The sequence below is a fragment of the Candidatus Spyradosoma sp. SGI.093 genome (genome assembly GCF_050314555.1).
GTDB lineage: Bacteria > Verrucomicrobiota > Verrucomicrobiia > Opitutales > UBA953 > Spyradosoma.
This window is the reverse complement of record NZ_JBNPNH010000002.1, coordinates 326,137-342,780: the sequence shown is the minus strand read 5'-3', so window position 1 is coordinate 342,780 and position 16,644 is coordinate 326,137. Positions and strand designations below refer to the sequence as shown.

The window sequence follows — 16,644 nt, the reverse complement described above, 5'->3', positions numbered from 1 at the left end:
CGCGTTAGACTGACGGGCTCAATCATTATGAAGAAATCAGCTGTTCTCATTTCCTCGCTCGCGCTGTTGTCGTTTCTGACGACGGCGTGTTCCTGCGACAAATGCGCTCCCGCCGCCGAGCAGACGGACGCCGACGTTTCCGCGGCGGCCGCCGTTCCCGCCGCCGAGGCGGGCAGGGGCTTCCTGCAGGAAGGCCACGAAATCCGCTGGTCGGAACTCACCGCCGACCGCGTCGTGCCGGATTCCGTCGCGGCGATCGAGCGCGCGCGCGCCGAAATCGACGCGATCTGCGCGCTCCCGCCGGAAAAACTGACCTACGACAACGTCGTGGACGCTTACATGAAGGCGTACGCGCGCTTCGACTTCGTCGGCAATCTGCTTTCGCACATCGAATCCGTGCGCATGGACGACGACTTCCGCGCCGCGTACGGCGAAGCGCTCCCGCTGCTTTCGGAGTTCGAGACCTCGATCGGGCTCAACGAAAAGCTCTGGGCGACGCTGAAGGCCTACTCGGAGACGGCGGACGCGAAAAACCTTTCGCCGCAGAAGGCGCGCTATCTCAAGAAGCTCATGGACGGTTTTCGCGACGGCGGCGCCGATCTGCCTCCGGAAAAGAAGGCGGAGCTGATGGAGCTCAACAAGGAGCTGACCACGATCACGCAGCGGTTTTCGCAGAACGTGCTCGACGCGACGAACGCGTTTTCGCTGCTCGTGACGGACGAGGCGCGCCTCGCCGGCCTGCCGGAAACGAACCGCGCCGCCGCGCTCGAAGCCGCCAGGAAGGCGGGCAAGGCGAGCGACGACAAGCCCGCGTGGCTGTTCACGCTGCAGGCGCCTTCGCTTTCGCCCGCGATGACGTATCTCGACGACGCCGCGCTGCGCAAGGAGCTCTGGGAAGCCTCGAATTCGCTCTGCGTCGGCGGGCAATACGACAACGCCGAAATCATGAAGCGCGTCCTGGAGCTGCGCCAGCGCGAGGCGGAGATTCTCGGCGAAAAGGATTTCTCCGATCTCATTCTGAAGCGCCGCATGGCGAAGAACGGCGAGACCGCCTACAACTTCGCCGTGAATCTTTATGAGACGACGCGCCCGGCTCTGGAGCGCGAATACCGCGAGCTCAAGGACTTCCGCGCCTCCGCGGACGCCGGCTACGACGGCGGCGACTTCGAGCCGTGGGAGATCGCCTACTGGTCGGAAAAGATGCGCAAGGCGCGCTACGATTTCGATTCGAACGCGCTCAAGCCCTACCTTTCGATGCCGCGCGTGATGGACGGCATGTTCCGCTTCTTCGAAGAGCTCTACGGCATCGAGATTTCGGAAACGCCGACGGCGTTCGTCGAGCTCGGCTCCGGCGCCTCCGTTCCCGCGGGAACGGTCGAAGTCTGGCACCCGGAAGTGAAGTTCTACGAAATCCGCGACGCGGAGACGAAGGCGCGCATCGGCGTCTTCTACACCGACTGGTATCCGCGCGCGTCGAAGCGCGCGGGCGCGTGGATGCACCCGTTCTCCGTCGGCGACCGCGCGAAGGGCACGCCGAATTTCGGGCTCGTCTGCGGGAACATGACTGCGCCCGTGGGCGACGAACCCGCGCTGCTCACGCATTACGACGTGGAGACGATCTACCATGAATTCGGCCATCTGCTCCACCACCTGCTCGGGAACACGGAAGTCGCCGCGCTCAACGGCACGAGCGTCGCGTGGGACTTCGTCGAATTCCCCTCGCAGCTCAACGAAAACTGGACCTGGGAGCCCGAAGTGCTGAAGCGCTTCGCCAAGCACTACAAGACGGGCGAGACGCTCCCGCAGCCGATGATCGACGCGATGCTGCGCGCGCGCAACTTCCACGCCGCGTATTCGCAGGCGCGCCAGCTCGGCTTCGCGATTTCGGACCTCTACATCCACCGCAACGCGAAGCTGCTCGCGGGCAAGAACATCAACGACGTCGCGGTCGAGCTCGGCCTCGCCGCCGCGTGGCGGACGAAGACGCCGGCGAACTCGATTCTGAACCGCCTCACGCACATCTTCCGCGCGCCCGTCGCCTACGCCTCCGGCTACTATTCCTACAAGTGGGCGGAAGCGCTCGAAGCGGACGCGTTCCTGACGTTCAAGAAGCCCGACGGCACGATCGACTTCTCCAAGGGCAAGCCTTACCGCGAAAAGATTCTCGCGAAGGGCGACTCCGAGGACGCGGACGTGCTCTTCCGCGATTTCGTCGGCCGCGATCCGGACTGGAACGCCATCAACGTGATCTACGGCATCGCCGAAAAGTGACGCCTCCCCGAAACGCCCGCCGTTCCCGCGCTCTCCGCGGACGGCGGGCGTTTTTTTTGCGCTCGCGGAGATTTTTTGCTTGCGGGAAGGGCGGGAAAAGTCCATTCTCGACCACATAACTTTTTGGTGTGGTAGCCAAGTGGTTAAGGCCGTGGTTTGCAAAACCACTATGCGGCGGTTCGAATCCGCCCCACACCTCCAAAGCGTTTTTCTCCCAATCCAACATAAAGAAGAACCCGACCTCGTTCGGGTCACCCGCAATGAGGTTCCTCCTTTCCCTCATTGCGGGTTTTTTATCATGGCGCGGGAACGGCGCGGACATTTTAATCTTCGGAATTTTTCACATGAACGACGTCATCGACATCGCCGCCGTCGAGCGGATCGACGAAAACATCTCGCTGTGGGCGGAGATGCGGGAACGCGCGCGGGAAATGGCGCAGAGCGAGCCCCTGCTCGCCGCGGCGCTCGCCGCGTCCGTGCTGTGCCGACCGAATTTCGCCTCGGCGATGAGCGCGCGCATCGCCCGCAAGCTCGCTTCGACGGAAGAGGAATACTCCGCGCTCGAATCGCTTTCGCTGGAGGCGTTCGCGGGCGATCCGAAAATCGCCGTCTTCTGCCAGAACGACATCCGCGCCGTGCGCGACCGCGATCCCGCGTGCGAATCCGTGCTCATGCCGTTTTTGTGGTTCAAGGGATTTCTCGCGCTTTCCGCGCACCGCGTCGCGCACTATTTCTGGGAGCATTCGCGCCGCGACGTCGCGCATTTCATTCAGAGCATGACTTCCGAAAAGCTCGCCGTGGACATTCATCCGGCGGCGAAGTTCGGCTGCGGCATTCTGCTCGACCACGCGACGGGCTTCGTCGCCGGCGAGACCGCCGTCGTGGAGAACAACGTTTCGATTCTGCACGCGGTGACGCTCGGCGGCACGGGCAAGACGCGCGGCGACCGCCACCCGAAGGTGCGCTCCGGCGTGCTCATCGGCGCGGGCGCGAAGATTCTCGGGAACATCGAGATCGGGCTCTGCGCCAAGGTCGGCGCGGGCTCGGTCGTGCTCGAGGACGTTCCCGCGCACGCGACCGTGGCGGGCGTTCCCGCGAAGATCGTCGGCGAGGCGACCGAGGCGGAACCCTGCCTCGACATGAATCACCGGCTTCCCTGCTGAAGGGCGAGAAAGGAATTTTCCCGAATGAAGAAAGATTTTGAAAGCAGTTCCGAGGGCGCTTCCGACGACGGCGGTTCTTCCGAAATCCACTGCACGGAAGCGCAGTGGGCGGAATTCATCGACCGCGCGGACGCGGAGACGCTGCGTTTCGCCGAGCTTTACGCGAGGCTGCGCGTCGCCGACGGCGAGGACAGGCTCGACCAGTGCGCGCTCGCCATGGGCTGGCAGCTCGACGGCGACGAAGAGAAGCCCGACGCGAAGCGCGAGGATTTCGCGCCGCCCCCGCCTCCCGTCTATTCGCTGCTGAACACGACGGAGGTCGTCGCCGTGCGCGCGGTCGCGATGTTCGCGCGTCGCCGCCTGACGGCGATTTTTTCCGAAACGACCCCGCCGAGCGAATTCGCCCGCCTGGTCCGCATTTTCAGGCTCTTTTCCGGAATCGGCGCGTTGCAGGAGGCGATGCTGCTCGCCGTGGACGCGCTTTCGGCGCGGGAATACGGCGCGGCGAAGCTGCACATGAAGCGCGCGCTCGCGCGTTGGAACGTGCTTCTCGGCGATCTCGACCAGGTGCAGCGCCGCGCGAAGGCGCGGGAAAAGCGCCCCCTGCGCCGCGGGGCTCCGAAGCGCGGTTCCGAGGCGCTCTTCGCGGACGTCCGCCGCGCGCTCTTCGACCTGCGGGAGCTCTGCCTGCGCATCATCCGCGACGCGCGCGAAGAGGAAGGCGCCGACGAATAATCTTCCGCCGGAGAAGACCGCCGCCATGCCGATCGATTTCAGAGCCGAACTCAACGACGACCAGCTCGCCGCCGTCACGTCGCGGGAACGCTTTTCGCTCGTGCTCGCGGGCGCGGGATCGGGCAAGACGCGCACGCTCACCTACCGCGTCGCGTGGCTGCTGGAGCAGGGCGTCGCGCCGTGGCGCATTCTGCTGCTGACGTTCACGAACAAGGCGGCGACGGAAATGCTCGAGCGCGTCGAGGCGCTGACGGGCGTGCCGCGTTCCGAATTCTGGGGCGGCACGTTCCACAGCATCGGCCAGCGCATTCTCCGCGCGAACGCCGAGCTCGTCGGGCGGAAACGCGACTACACGATTCTCGACGCGGGCGACGCGGACACGCTCTTCGGCAAAGTCTGCCGGCACGTGAACGCCGAATTTCTCAAAGGAAAAAACGCTCCCAAGCCGCGCGTGATCTTCGACCTGATCAGCTACGCGCGCAACACGCGCCTGCCGCTCGCCGACGTCGTCGAAGACCGCATGGGTTGGGTCGCGGGCGCGGACCGCGTCGTGCCGCAGTATCTCGAAGCCTACGCGCAGGCGAAGCGTGAGCAGAATCTCTGCGACTTCGACGACCTGCTGGAGCTTTTTCTCGAGCTCCTCGACGATCATCCCGACGTGCGGGAACGCCTGCAGAAGCGCTTCCGCCACATCCTCGTCGACGAATTTCAGGACACGAACACGCTGCAGGCGGAGATCATCCGCCGGCTCGTTTCCGACGAAAATCACCTGACCGCCGTCGGCGACGACGCGCAGTGCATCTACACCTGGCGCGGCGCGAATTACGAGAACATCACGCGCTTCCCCGAGACCTACGCGGGAATGGTGCTGCGCAAGATCGAGATCAACTACCGCTCCACGCCGCAGATTCTCGATTTCGCGAACTCGATTCTGAGCGCGCGGGAGGAGTCGCTCGGCTTCTCCAAGACGCTCCGCGCCACGCGCGAGGACGGCAGAAAGCCCGCGCTCGTCGCGACGCTCGACGCCTACGACCAGGCGCGCACCGTCATCCGCCGCATCGCCTCGCTCGTCGAGGACGAAGGCTATTCGCCGAACGACGTCGCCGTGCTCTACCGCGCGCACATGCACGCGAAGGAGCTCGAGCTCGAGCTCACGCGCGCGGGCATCCCGTTCCTCATCACGAGCGGCATTCAGTTTTTCCAGCAGGCGCACGTGCGCGATTTCGTCGCGATTCTGCGCTTTCTGACGAATCCCGCCGACGGCGTCGCCTTCGCGCGCCTGCTCGCGCTGATGGAGAAGGTCGGCCCGCGCACCGCGGCGAAGACGCTCGAGGCGGCGAACAGGATCGCGGAGAAAAAACGTATCCGGATTTTCGATGCGCTGCTCGACGACGCCGTGCTGAAGAAGATTCCCGAGCCCGCGCGCGACGATTATTCCGACTTCGTGATCTCTCTGCAGGACATGGACGAATCCCTGCGCGGGAACGCCTTCGACGCCGCCGGAGCCGCCTCCGAAGACGATTCCGCGGAGACGGAAGACCTTTTCTCGCTCGCGGAAAAAGCCGCCGCCGAGGCGGACGCGGACGCGCGCGACGTTCCCGCCGCCGCGAGCGTCACGGGAACGCCCGCCGAGATCGTCCGCATCGGGCTGGACTCGTGGTACGGCGACTTCATCAAAAAAGTCTACGCCGACTGGCGGGAACGCCTCGACGACCTGCAGAGCCTCGTCGGCTTCGCGGAAAAATTCGACTCGCTCGACGATCTGCTCGCACAGCTCGCGCTGCTCAATTCCGAGACGAACCGCAAAGACGTGGACGCCGATTCGCGGGAACGCCCGATGATCCGCCTCTCGACGATTCACCAGGCGAAGGGGCTGGAATACCCGATCGTCTTCGTGATCGGCTGCGCGGAGGAGATGTTCCCGCTCAAGCGCGCCGTGGAAGAAGGCGACGTGGACGAGGAGCGCCGGCTCTTTTACGTGGCGTGCACGCGCGCGAAGGACCGCCTTTACCTGCTTTATCCGAAAATCCGCATGAGCTTCGGCGACGGCGGGCTGCTCGAGGCGTCGCGCTTCGTCCGCGAGGCTGATCCGGACACCTACGAGCGCCTCTACCTGAGCAGCGGCGCGCGATCCGGCTCGTCATTCCCGCGCCGGGGCGGCCGCGCCGCGCTCCCGCCGCATCCCTTCCGCGACGAATACTCTCAGGAAACCGACTACGACGATTCCGCCGACCCGTTCTGACGCGCGGGAAGATTGTTGAAACGGGCGGGGCGAAGGCGTAAAATCCGCGCCTCATTTTTTCATCTTCACCATGCGTTCCGATCTGAAACCGAAACTGCTGACCGTATTGCAGGAAGGCTACGGGAAAAAGGATTTCAAGTCCGACCTCATCGCCGGCGTCATCGTCGGCGTCATTGCGCTGCCGCTGGCGATCGCGTTCGCCGTCGCCTCGGGCGTCGCTCCCGAAAAGGGGCTTTACACGGCGATCGTCGCGGGCTTCGCGATCGCGATTTTCGGCGGCAGCCGCACGCAGGTCTGCGGGCCGACGGGCGCGTTCATCCCGATCATCTACGCGATCGTGGCGCAGTACGGGCTGAGCGGGCTCGCGTTCGCGACGGTGATGGCGGGCATGATCCTCGTCGCCATGGGGCTGGCGAAGATGGGCGCGCTGCTCAAGTTCATTTCCTATCCGGTCATCGTCGGCTTCACGGCGGGCATCGCGGTGACGATTTTTTCGACGCAGATTCCGGACCTGTTCGGGCTGACGTTCCCGAAGGGGCTGAAGGTGCCGGGCGACTTCGTCGGCAAGTGGTCGCTCTATCTGCTGTATTTCGACACGGCGAACTGGCGCACGGTGATCGTCTCCGCGGTCGCGACGGCGGCGGTGTTCATCTGGCCGCGCTTCACGTCGAAGATTCCGGGAGCGCTTTTCGTCATCGTGGCGGCGACGCTCGCGGTGCTCGGGCTCGGCTGGGGCGCGGGAGCGGAAAACCCGGACGGCGTCGTCACCATCGGCAGCAAATTCTTCTCGGACAAGCCGTTCCCGTCGGGCGTTCCGACGCCGGACTTCAGCATCTTCGCCGATCTGAATTTTGAAAAGATGCGCGAGCTGATCGCTCCCGCGTTTCTGATCGCGCTCCTGGGCTCGATCGAATCGCTGCTTTCGGCGGTCGTCGCCGACGGCATGACGGGGCGCCGCCACCGCCCGAACGCGGAGCTCGTCGCGCAGGGCATCGGCAACATTCTTTCGCCGCTTTTCGGCGGCATTCCCGCGACGGGCGCGATCGCGCGCACGGCGGCGAATATCAAGAACGGCGGCCGCACGCCGATTTCCGCGCTCGTTCACGCGGGCGTGCTGCTCGCGATTCTGCTCTGCCTCGGGCAGTTCATCGTCTACGTGCCGATGTGCGCGCTGGGCGCGGTGCTCGTGCTCGTCTCCTACACGATGAGCGGCTGGCGCTCGTTCTACGGGCTGCTGCGCACTTCGCCGAAGAGCGACATCATCGTGCTGCTGCTGACGTTTTTTCTCACGGTCTTCGTCGATCTTTCCGTCGCGATCGAGGTCGGCGTCGTGCTCTCGGCGTTCCTGTTCCTGAAGCGCGAATCGGAGACGGCGGAATTCCACGTGTTCTCACGCAGACAGCTGGGCGAAAACGAGTTCGACCCGCACGGCACGCTCGCGGCGTGGCGCGAAAAGCTGCCCGACGACGTCGAGGTCTTCGAGGTCTTCGGCTCGCTCTTCTTCGGCGCGGTCGATCAGTTCCGCGAAAACTTCAAGCGCGTCGGCCGCAAGCCCAAGGTGTTCATTCTTGACCTGAGCAACCTCATCTCCATCGACGCGACGGGCATTCACGCCATCGCGGAAACGCGCCTGGACATGAAGGCTGACGGCACCGCGCTCGTCATCGCCGGGCTGCACCCGCAGCCGAAAAAGGCGATCGAGCACTCCGACCTCGAAATCGGCGCGGAAAACATCTGCCGCGACATGCAGTCCGCGATCGAGCGCGCGGAGGCGATTCTGCGGGAACGCGAAAGCGCGCGCATCGCCGAAAACCCGGACGTTTGAGACGGCTTCCTGCCGCGCGGCGGTCGCGCCGCATGAGCGGGTTTTCCGAGAGCCGTCGGAATTTCGGATTCCGTCTATTCGGGGCGGGAGCGCATCGCGGCAGGGAATTACGACTACGGAGCCCCTATCGGTGCTCTTCAGCGCGTTTTCGGCGTTCTCGACCAGCTTCGGAGGAATCGTGACGCGCTGAAGGCGGCGATTCCGGAAGAGGAGGCTTCGTTGAAGGAGCTGAAGGCGCGGAAGTTCGCTCCGTTTCCGAAGGAGAAGGAGGAGCGCATCCGGACGCTTGAGAAGGCGCACGCGGAGGTCGTCGAGAAAATCAAGGCGAGCGAGGCGGAAGAGGCGCAGAGGCGGAACAAGGAAGAGCGCGGCTTCGTTTATTTTTCGCGCGGGAACGCGGGAGCGGACAAGGCGCGCGAGCTTTCGGCGGAGGACGGGCGCAGGGTTGCGAACGCGCTGAGCGACGCGCACGCGGCGATGCGGGAGATGATGGACGCGGTGCTTGCGAGCGACGGCGAGGAAGCGGTAGGCGTCGGGGAAAAAGGAGAAGAAGGGGACGAAAATGACGGAAAGGACGAAAGGTATTCGCGTGCCGATTTGTCGGAATGGCGCATCGAGGATAAAGCGGATTACGGGCGGCTGGCGAGCCAAGTCGGGACGTATTGGCATGACCGCGGCAAGGTCGATGCCTATTACTTCGACGGGTTCGTTTTCATTTGCGTGAAGGGCAAGAATTTCGGAGACTTCACGATCGCCGACGTTTTCAGCGTCGATATTCCCTATGAAGAATTTGAAGCGAGAAGAAAACGAGCAATACGACAGCTGGTGGACACGCAAGCGAGCGGCGTTGTGCGGTCTGTTGGCGTTTTCAGAAATGAGTTCGGACGCGGTGTTGGCGGTGCTTCTCGGTTTGAAAACGGACGAGCAAATGCGGACAATGGGCGAGGGAATGATAGCTTATTGGGAGAAGACGGGGAAAATGCCGAATCACAATCAAGTGATGATGGCGATGGTGTCTATACGCCAGACGGGCGTTTATTCGCACGGCGAGTTCGACGAGGAAGAAGAAACTCGGTAGTCCGCGACGGCGGCGAGGTTAACACAGAGAACACAGAGGAACGGAGGAACAGAGAGAGTCCTGCGTTCAAGAGCGCGACGGGGAACGCGGGGACGTATGCGCCGGAAGATCCGGACATAAGGTATTCGGTTCTTCGGAAGCGCGGGAAGTGGGATAATTGGCGGGTCGTCGATATGCAGGAGCTCGCCGAGTTGAACATCAATTACGGCGCACTGCGCGACAGCAAGCGGAAGATTGATTTCTACTTCAGCGTCGATTCCGAAAGGGCTTACTTGATTCGGAAATCGGACTCTTTTTCCGCGTCGTTTGACATCCTTGCGGTTTTCGAAATAAATTCGCCGAAGGATGAATTTGACCGCAGGAGAAAACGAGCATATCAGCTCTTGGATGACGCCACGTCGCGCGGGCGTCTGCCATCTGTTGATTTATTGCGGGCTCTCTTCCGAGACGATATTTCAGACGCTACTTTGTCTGAAAACGGAAAAGCAGCTTCTTCAGATGGGGCGTTCGATTCTGAATTACCACGAGAAGTTGGGGGTTTTTCCGGAGCACGATCAAGTGATGGAGATGCTTGCTTCGACGGCAACGGGAAGCTTGTAGCGTATAGAATCGGCGGGAAGTATGTCGACGAGCGCGTGCGTGTAAGATTTCGGAGAGCGACCGCGGGCGGTCGCCCTCCTTTTCGTTCCCGCGGAGTTCCGTTTCTCTGCGGTCGGAAACGCGTCAGCGGGAGAGCTTGGCGGCGATGCGGAGCAGCGCGAGCTCCGTTTCTTCCGGGTCGCCGAAGGCGGTGAGGCGGAAATAGCCTTCGCCGCGCGGACCGAAGCCGCTGCCCGGCGTGCCGACGACTTCGCAGGTCTCCAGGAGACGGTCGAAGAAATCGAACGATTTTTCGCCGCCCGCGAGCTTCCACCAGATGTAGGGCGCGTGCTCGCCCCCGTAAACCGTGTGGCCGCATTCGGCGAGCTTGGCGCGGATCTTCGCGGCGTTCGCCATGTAGCCGGCGACGACTTCGCGGATCTGGCGGTTGCCGGCTTCGGAATAGACGGCTTCGGCGCCGCGCTGCACGATGTAGTTCACGCCGTTGAACTTCGTCGTCTGGCGGCGCAGCCACATCGCGTGGAGCTCCGGCATTTCGTGCGGCACGACCGTGCACGCGCAGCGCACGCCCGTGAAGCCGGCGGTCTTGGAGAAGCTGCGGAACTCGACCGCGCATTTCTTCGCGCCGGGAATTTCGTAGATCGAATGCGGCAGCCCTTCGTCGCGGATGTAGGCGGAATACGCCGCGTCGAAGAGAATCACGGAGCCGTGCGCCAGCGCGTATTCGACGAATTTTTCCAGCGTCGCGCGCGTGAGCACCGTTCCCGTCGGGTTGTTCGGGCTGCACAGGTAGATGATTTCCGCGGGAACGTCGGGCACGCTCGGCTGGAAGTCGTTGTCCGCGTCGGCGGCGAGATAGACGACGCCGTCGAAATGCCCGTCGGGAGCGACGTTCCCGCTGCGTCCCGCCATGACGTTGCTGTCGAGATAGACGGGATAGACGGGATCGGGAATCGCGACGCGGCAGTCGGAGGAAAAGAGCTCCTGGAAGTTCGCGACGTCGCACTTGGAGCCGTCGCTGATGAAGACCTCGTCGGGGCTGACGTCCACGTTGCGCGACGCGTATTCGCCGCGCACGACGGCTTCGCGCAGGAAGGCGTAGCCCTGTTCGGGCCCGTAGCCGCGGAAGCTCGCCTTCTTCGCCATTTCGTCGGTGGCGGCGTGCATCGCCTCGACGACGGCGGGAACGAGCGGCCGCGTGACGTCGCCGATGCCGAGGCGGATGATGCGCGCGCTCGGATGCGTGTCGCGGTACTGCGCGATGCGCGCCGCGATCGTCGAGAAAAGATAGCTCTCCGGGAGCCGGGAATAATACGGATTGAGGATTTTTTCGTTCATGGAAAAAAGGTTAAGGCTTAAAGAAACGACTTTCAGATTTCGCCGAGGAAGACTTCGCGCGCGGCGCCCGTCATGAAGACGGACGCGTCGTCGCGTTCTCGCTCGATGAAGAGCGAGCCTCCGTCGAGGACGATTTCCGCTCCCGCGCCGACGAGCCCGCGTTTCTGCGCGGCGACGAAGGTCGCGCAGCTGCCCGTGCCGCAGGCGGCAGTGACGCCGCAGCCGCGTTCCCACACGCGCATGCGGATTTTTTCGCGCGAGAGCGCCTGCGCGAATTCGATGTTGCAGCGGTCGGGAAACTGCGAGTCGTGCTCGAGCGCGGCGCCCCATTTTTCGAGCGGCACGGCGCCCGCGTCGTCCGTGAAGATCACGGCGTGCGGGTTGCCCATGGAGACGGTTTCGGCGGAAAACTCGCGCCCGTCCGTCCGCAGCGAGATGGCGCCGAGGAAGTCGCGCGCCTTGCCCATGTCCACGCGGACGAGCCCGTCGGCGCGGATTTCGGTGCGGACGACGCCGCTGAGCGTGTGCAGGTCGAACGCGTTCCCGTCGCCGCCGAGGCGGTCGCGGATGAATTTCGCGACGCAGCGCGAGGCGTTCCCGCACATCATCGCGACGGAGCCGTCGGAGTTGAGGATGCGCATTTCGTAGGCGTTCCCGCCGAGCGGGCGCACGATCACGACGCCGTCGGCGCCGACGCCGAAGCGGCGGTCGCAGAGCGCGACGGCGTCGAGCGTCGCGGGAACGTCTTCGGCGCGGACGACGACGAAGTCGTTCCCGAGTCCGGTGTATTTGAAGAATCGCATGGCTGTAAAAATCAGAAGTTTGTCCTTTGCGTCACTTGTTCTGCATTTTCGCGAGGGCGTTGCGGTATTCCACGGGGAAGACGCGGACGAATTTCGGGCGGCAGTTTTCCCAGTCTTCGAGAACGCGCCGCGCCTTCGCGCTTCCGGTCTCGTCGTAGTGCGCCTCGATGAGCGCGCGCAGCTCGGCTTCCGCCGCCGTTCCCGGCTCGATGCTTTCGAGGTCCACGCTCTCGATGTTGCAGCTGAGGTCGAAGTCTCCCGTCTCGTCGAAGACGTAGGCGAGCCCGCCCGTCATGCCCGCGGCGAAGTTGACGCCGACCTTGCCGAGCACGACGACGCGCCCGCCGGTCATGTATTCGCAGCCGTGGTCGCCGACGCCTTCGGCGACGAGCGTCGCGCCGCTGTTGCGGATGCCGAAGCGCTCGCCCGCGAGCCCGTTGACGAAAATCTTGCCCGCCGTGCCGCCGTAGCCGACGACGTTCCCGGCGATGACGTTGGATTCCGCCGCGAACGCCGCTTCCGGCGGAACGCGCACGACGATCTTGCCGCCGGAAATGCCTTTGCCGACGAAGTCGTTCGCCTCGCCGCACAGGTGCAGCGTGACGCCCGGCGCGAGGAAGGCGCCGAAGCTCTGCCCGGCGACGCCGCGGAAGTTCACCGTGATCGTGTCTTCGGGCAGACCTTTCTCGCCGAAGCGCGCGACGATTTCGCCCGAGAGGCGCGTTCCCGCCGTGCGGTCCACGTTGGAGATTTCGCGGAAGAGCGTTTCGCGGGAACCGTCGAGCCTGAGCGCGCCGAGCAGCTCGCGGTCGTCGAACGCGCGGAGCGGCTCCTTCGGCGCGTCGGCGTCGAAGCGCACGCGCTCGCCCTTCGCGGGAGCGAAGATCGCGGAAAAGTCCAGATTCGCCGCCTTGAAGAAATCGATCGCGCGGTTCGTGCGCAGCAGGTCGCTGCGGCCGCAGGCTTCGTCGAGGCTGCGCAGCCCGAGCGCGGCGAGGTGTTCCCGCGTCTCTTCCGCGACGAAGCGCAGGTAATTGATGATGTATTCCGGCTTGCCCGCGAATTTTTTCCGCAATTCCGGGTCCTGCGTCGTGAGGCCGACGGGGCACTTGTTCGTGTGGCAGCGGCGGTCCATGATGCAGCCGAGACACGCGAGCAGCATCGTCGCGAAGCCGAATTCCTCTGCGCCGAGCAGCGCGCCGACGACGACGTCGCGCCCGGTCTTGATTTGACCGTCCACCTGCAGGCGGACGCGCCCGCGGAGCTTGTTGAGCACGAGCGTCTGCTGCGCCTCCGCGAGCCCGAGTTCCCACGGGAGCCCGGCGTGCTTGATGCTCGTGAGCGGAGAGGCGCCCGTGCCGCCGTCGTGACCGGAGATGAGCACGACGTCCGCGTGCGCCTTGGCGACGCCGGCGGCGACGGTGCCCACGCCGAGTTCGGAGACGAGCTTCACGGAAATCCGCGCCGCGGGATTCGCGTTGCGCAGGTCGAAGATGAGCTGCGCAAGGTCCTCGATCGAATAAATGTCGTGGTGCGGCGGCGGCGAGATCAGCGTCACGTGCGGCATCGAGTGGCGCACCTGCGCGATGAATTCGTCCACCTTGTGCCCGGGCAGCTGGCCGCCTTCGCCGGGCTTCGCGCCCTGAGCCATCTTGATTTGGAGCTCGCGCGCGTGGCGCAGGTAGTTGATCGTCACGCCGAAGCGGCCGCTCGCGATCTGCTTCACGGCGCTGTTGAGCTCGGTGTCGAAGCGGTCGCTGTTTTCGCCGCCTTCGCCGCAGTTGCTCATCGCGCCGATGCGGTTCATCGCGGCCGCGATCGTGCGGTGCGTCTCCGGGCTGAGCGAGCCGAGCGACATCGCGCCGGAGACGAAGCGCGTCATGATTGATTCCGCGCTTTCGACGGCGTCGAGCGGGAGCGGGCGCGTCGGCGCGAACTCGAAGAGCCCGCGCAGCGTGCAGAGCCGCTCGGACTGGTCGTCCACGAAGGCGGAAAATTCCTTGAACTTGGCGTAGTCGCCGCCCTGAACGGCTTCGCGGAAGGTCTTCATCGAGAGCGGCGTCCACAGGTGCGTCTCGCCGCCGCGGACGACGCGGTACTGGCCGCCTTCGGGCAGGGGCGCGGGAACGCCGGGCTTCGCGGCCGCGGCGGGAACGGCGTCGAGCGCGGCGGCGCGGGCGTCCGCTTCGCGCGCGATTTCGTCGATGCCGACGCCGCCGATGCGGCTCGCGACGCCGGGCAGAAATTCGTCGATGAAGGCGCGGGAAAGCCCGACCACCTCGAACGCCTGCGCGGAGCGGTAGCTGCGCAGCGTCGAGATGCCGAGCTTGGACATGATCTTGAGCAGCCCCTTGTCCACGGCGTTGATGTAGTTGCTCGCCGCCGTGACGGGATCGCAGGCGATTTTGCCGGCGCGCGCGAGCGACGTCACCGTCTGCAGCGCGAGGTAGGGATTGACCGCCGTCGCGCCGAAGCCGAGCAGCAGCGCGAAGTGCATGATCTCGCGCACTTCGCCGGACTGCACGATGAGCCCGATTTCCGGGCGCAGGCCCGCGTCGATGAGCGCGCGGTTCACCGCCGACGTCGCCAGCAGCGAGGGAATCGCCGCCGTTCCCGCGGGCAGGTCGCGGTCGGAAAGCACGACGATGCGCTTGCCGCCGCGCACGGCCGCCACCGCCTTTTCGCGGATTTCCGCGAGCGCGGCGCGCAGGGCGTTCCCGTCGCCGCCGCGCGGGAACGCGCACGTGATCGAGGCTGCCTCGTAGCCGGCGTCGTCCACCTGTTCGAGGCGGCGCTGCTCGTCGTCCGTGAGGATCGGCCGGCGCAGCTTGATGAGGCGCGCGTGCTCGGGCGTTTCCGCGAGAATGTTGCCCTTGTTGCCGATGTAGGTCATCAGGCTCATGACGAGCTCTTCGCGGATCGGGTCGATCGGCGGGTTCGTCACCTGCGCGAAGAGCTGCTTGAAATACTGGAAGAGCAGCTGCGGCTTGGAGGAAAGCACGGCGAGCGCCGCGTCGTTGCCCATGGAGCCGATCGGCTCCTTGCCGCTTTCGCTCATCGGCTTGATGATGAGGTCGAGATCCTCGCGCGTGTAGCCGAAGAAGCGCTGGCGGTCGGCGAGGTCGCTTTCGGGCTCGGACGCGGTGATGTCCGTGAAGAGCCCGTGCACGGAGAGGCGGTTTTCCTCGACCCAGCGGCGGTAGGGCTTGGAGCGCGCGATGCGGTTCTTCAGCTCGGCGTCGCGCAGGATGCGGTGGCTTTCGAGGTCGAGGAAGATCATTTCGCCGGGCTTCAGTCTGCCCTTGGAGACGATCTGCGTGGGCGGAATGTCGAGCACGCCTGTTTCGCTCGCGAGCACGAAAAGCCCGTCGCGGCAGAGCGTGAAGCGCGCGGGGCGCAGTCCGTTGCGGTCGAGAATCGCGCCCGCGTTCACGCCGTCGCTGAACGCCACGGCGGCGGGACCGTCCCACGGCTCCATCAGCGCGGAATGGTATTCGAAGAATCCGCGCACGTCGTTGCCCATGTAGTATTTCGCGCCCCACGCCTGCGGGAGCAGCATCAGCATCGCGTGCTCCATCGGGCGGCCCGCGGCGACGAGCAGCTCGAACATGTTGTCGAGGCTCGCGGAGTCGCTCTGCCCGGCGTCGATAAGCGGGAGCAGCTTCTTCAGGTCATCGCCGAAGAGCGGCGATTCCATCAGGCGTTCCCGCGCCTTGAGCGCGTTGAGATTGCCGCGCAGCGTGTTGATTTCGCCGTTGTGCGCGAGGTAGCGGAACGGGTGCGCGAGGTTCCACGTCGGGAACGTGTTCGTGCTGTAGCGCTGGTGCACGAGCGCGAGGCGCGACACGAAGCGCGGATCGTTCAGGTCCGGATAAAATTCCGAGAGCTGCGTCGCGAGCAGCAGGCCCTTGTAGACGACGCTGCGCGACGACATGCTGCAGACGTAGAGATCGAGCCCGAGCTTTTCGATGCGGCGGCGCATGACGAAGAGCTTGCGCTCGAACGTGCCGCGGTCGGCGAACGCGCTCCCGTCGATGAAGAGCTGCGAGATGCGCGGGGCGCTCTCGCGCGCGGTCTTGCCGATGAATTCCGGGTGGACGGGCACTTCGCGGCGGAAGATCACGCGCCCGCCTTCTTCCTCGACGACGGCGCGCATCGCGTCGTCCGCGCCGTTTCCGCCGAAGAGCATCGCGACGCCGTAGCGGCCCGCCGGCGGGAGCGCCACGGGAAGCACGGCGCGGAAGAACGCGTCCGGAATCGAAAGGAGCAGGCCCGCGCCGTCGCCGGTCTCGGGGTCGCTGCCCGCCGCGCCGCGGTGCATCAGGCGGCGCAGCACGGTGATGCCGCATTCGACGACGCGGTGGCTGGCGTTCCCGTTCAGGTCGGCGACCATGCCGACGCCGCACGCGTCGTGTTCCTGCGAAGGATCGTAGAGCGCGCTCGCGCGCTGTCGGAAAATCTGAGGCTTCGAAAGGTTTTCTGTTTTCATGGGTTCGGTAAAATTTGGCGCCCATGTTCGCACAAAGCGTGCCATGAAGGGAAAACCGCGAGCTTAGAGCCTGAAGCCTAAAGAAAAGGGAAATCCGAGG

At 64.7% G+C, this 16,644-nt stretch carries 9 protein-coding genes and 1 tRNA gene; 7 read left to right on the top strand and 3 right to left on the bottom strand.

The annotated features are described in order from the left end of the window. The first annotated feature begins 27 nt into the window (after positions 1-27). From ACQREB_RS03485 to ACQREB_RS03455, 7 genes are all read left to right on the top strand, one after another. Positions 28-2,271, top strand: coding sequence for a M3 family metallopeptidase (locus ACQREB_RS03485; protein ID WP_427765338.1), 2,244 nt, complete (start codon positions 28-30; stop codon positions 2,269-2,271). Between the two features lie 125 nt (positions 2,272-2,396). Continuing rightward, a tRNA-Cys gene (locus ACQREB_RS03480) sits at positions 2,397-2,472 on the top strand. Between the two features lie 143 nt (positions 2,473-2,615). Then, positions 2,616-3,434 carry a serine O-acetyltransferase gene (gene cysE / locus ACQREB_RS03475; RefSeq protein WP_427765336.1) on the top strand — a complete coding sequence of 273 codons (819 nt, stop codon included), beginning with the start codon at positions 2,616-2,618 and terminating at the stop codon, positions 3,432-3,434. A gap of 24 nt (positions 3,435-3,458) precedes the next feature. Then, positions 3,459-4,169: a hypothetical protein gene (locus tag ACQREB_RS03470; RefSeq protein WP_427765333.1), complete on the top strand. Its 711-nt coding sequence runs from the start codon at positions 3,459-3,461 to the stop codon at positions 4,167-4,169. Positions 4,170-4,194: 25 nt separating this feature from the next. Further along, positions 4,195-6,411, top strand: a complete 2,217-nt coding sequence (locus ACQREB_RS03465) for an ATP-dependent helicase (protein WP_427765330.1) — start codon at positions 4,195-4,197, stop codon at positions 6,409-6,411. 70 nt (positions 6,412-6,481) lie between these two features. After that, entirely contained in the window at positions 6,482-8,236 is a 1,755-nt protein-coding gene (locus ACQREB_RS03460) for a SulP family inorganic anion transporter (protein WP_427765328.1), read from the top strand. Between the two features lie 219 nt (positions 8,237-8,455). Next, complete coding sequence (locus ACQREB_RS03455; protein ID WP_427765325.1) at positions 8,456-10,108, top strand: hypothetical protein; 1,653 nt, start codon at positions 8,456-8,458, stop codon at positions 10,106-10,108. Here the strand turns inward: ACQREB_RS03455 and ACQREB_RS03450 are convergent. Genes ACQREB_RS03450 through gltB form a run of 3 tightly spaced genes read right to left on the bottom strand, consistent with a single transcriptional unit; the run spans position 10,038 to position 16,544 of the window. After that, on the bottom strand, positions 10,038-11,252 hold the full coding sequence (locus tag ACQREB_RS03450; RefSeq protein WP_427765324.1) for an LL-diaminopimelate aminotransferase: 1,215 nt from the start codon (positions 11,250-11,252) through the stop codon (positions 10,038-10,040). The genes ACQREB_RS03455 and ACQREB_RS03450 overlap by 71 nt on opposite strands. A 32-nt stretch (positions 11,253-11,284) precedes the next feature. After that, positions 11,285-12,055 (bottom strand): diaminopimelate epimerase, encoded by a 771-nt coding sequence (gene dapF, locus ACQREB_RS03445; protein WP_427765321.1) that lies wholly within the window; start codon positions 12,053-12,055, stop codon positions 11,285-11,287. A gap of 31 nt (positions 12,056-12,086) precedes the next feature. Beyond that, positions 12,087-16,544 (bottom strand): glutamate synthase large subunit, encoded by a 4,458-nt coding sequence (gene gltB, locus ACQREB_RS03440; protein WP_427765319.1) that lies wholly within the window; start codon positions 16,542-16,544, stop codon positions 12,087-12,089. Positions 16,545-16,644 lie beyond the last annotated feature (100 nt).

What these genes read in the sequence shown, in the direction of transcription:
- cysE (WP_427765336.1), top strand. Translation starts at nt 2,616, where the DNA reads ATGAACGACGTCATCGACATCGCCGCCGTCGAGCGGATCGACGAAAAC.
- ACQREB_RS03485 (WP_427765338.1), top strand. Translation starts at nt 28, where the DNA reads ATGAAGAAATCAGCTGTTCTCATTTCCTCGCTCGCGCTGTTGTCGTTT.
- ACQREB_RS03460 (WP_427765328.1), top strand. Translation starts at nt 6,482, where the DNA reads ATGCGTTCCGATCTGAAACCGAAACTGCTGACCGTATTGCAGGAAGGC.
- dapF (WP_427765321.1), bottom strand. Translation starts at nt 12,055, where the DNA reads ATGCGATTCTTCAAATACACCGGACTCGGGAACGACTTCGTCGTCGTC.
- ACQREB_RS03450 (WP_427765324.1), bottom strand. Translation starts at nt 11,252, where the DNA reads ATGAACGAAAAAATCCTCAATCCGTATTATTCCCGGCTCCCGGAGAGC.
- ACQREB_RS03470 (WP_427765333.1), top strand. Translation starts at nt 3,459, where the DNA reads ATGAAGAAAGATTTTGAAAGCAGTTCCGAGGGCGCTTCCGACGACGGC.
- ACQREB_RS03465 (WP_427765330.1), top strand. Translation starts at nt 4,195, where the DNA reads ATGCCGATCGATTTCAGAGCCGAACTCAACGACGACCAGCTCGCCGCC.
- gltB (WP_427765319.1), bottom strand. Translation starts at nt 16,544, where the DNA reads ATGAAAACAGAAAACCTTTCGAAGCCTCAGATTTTCCGACAGCGCGCG.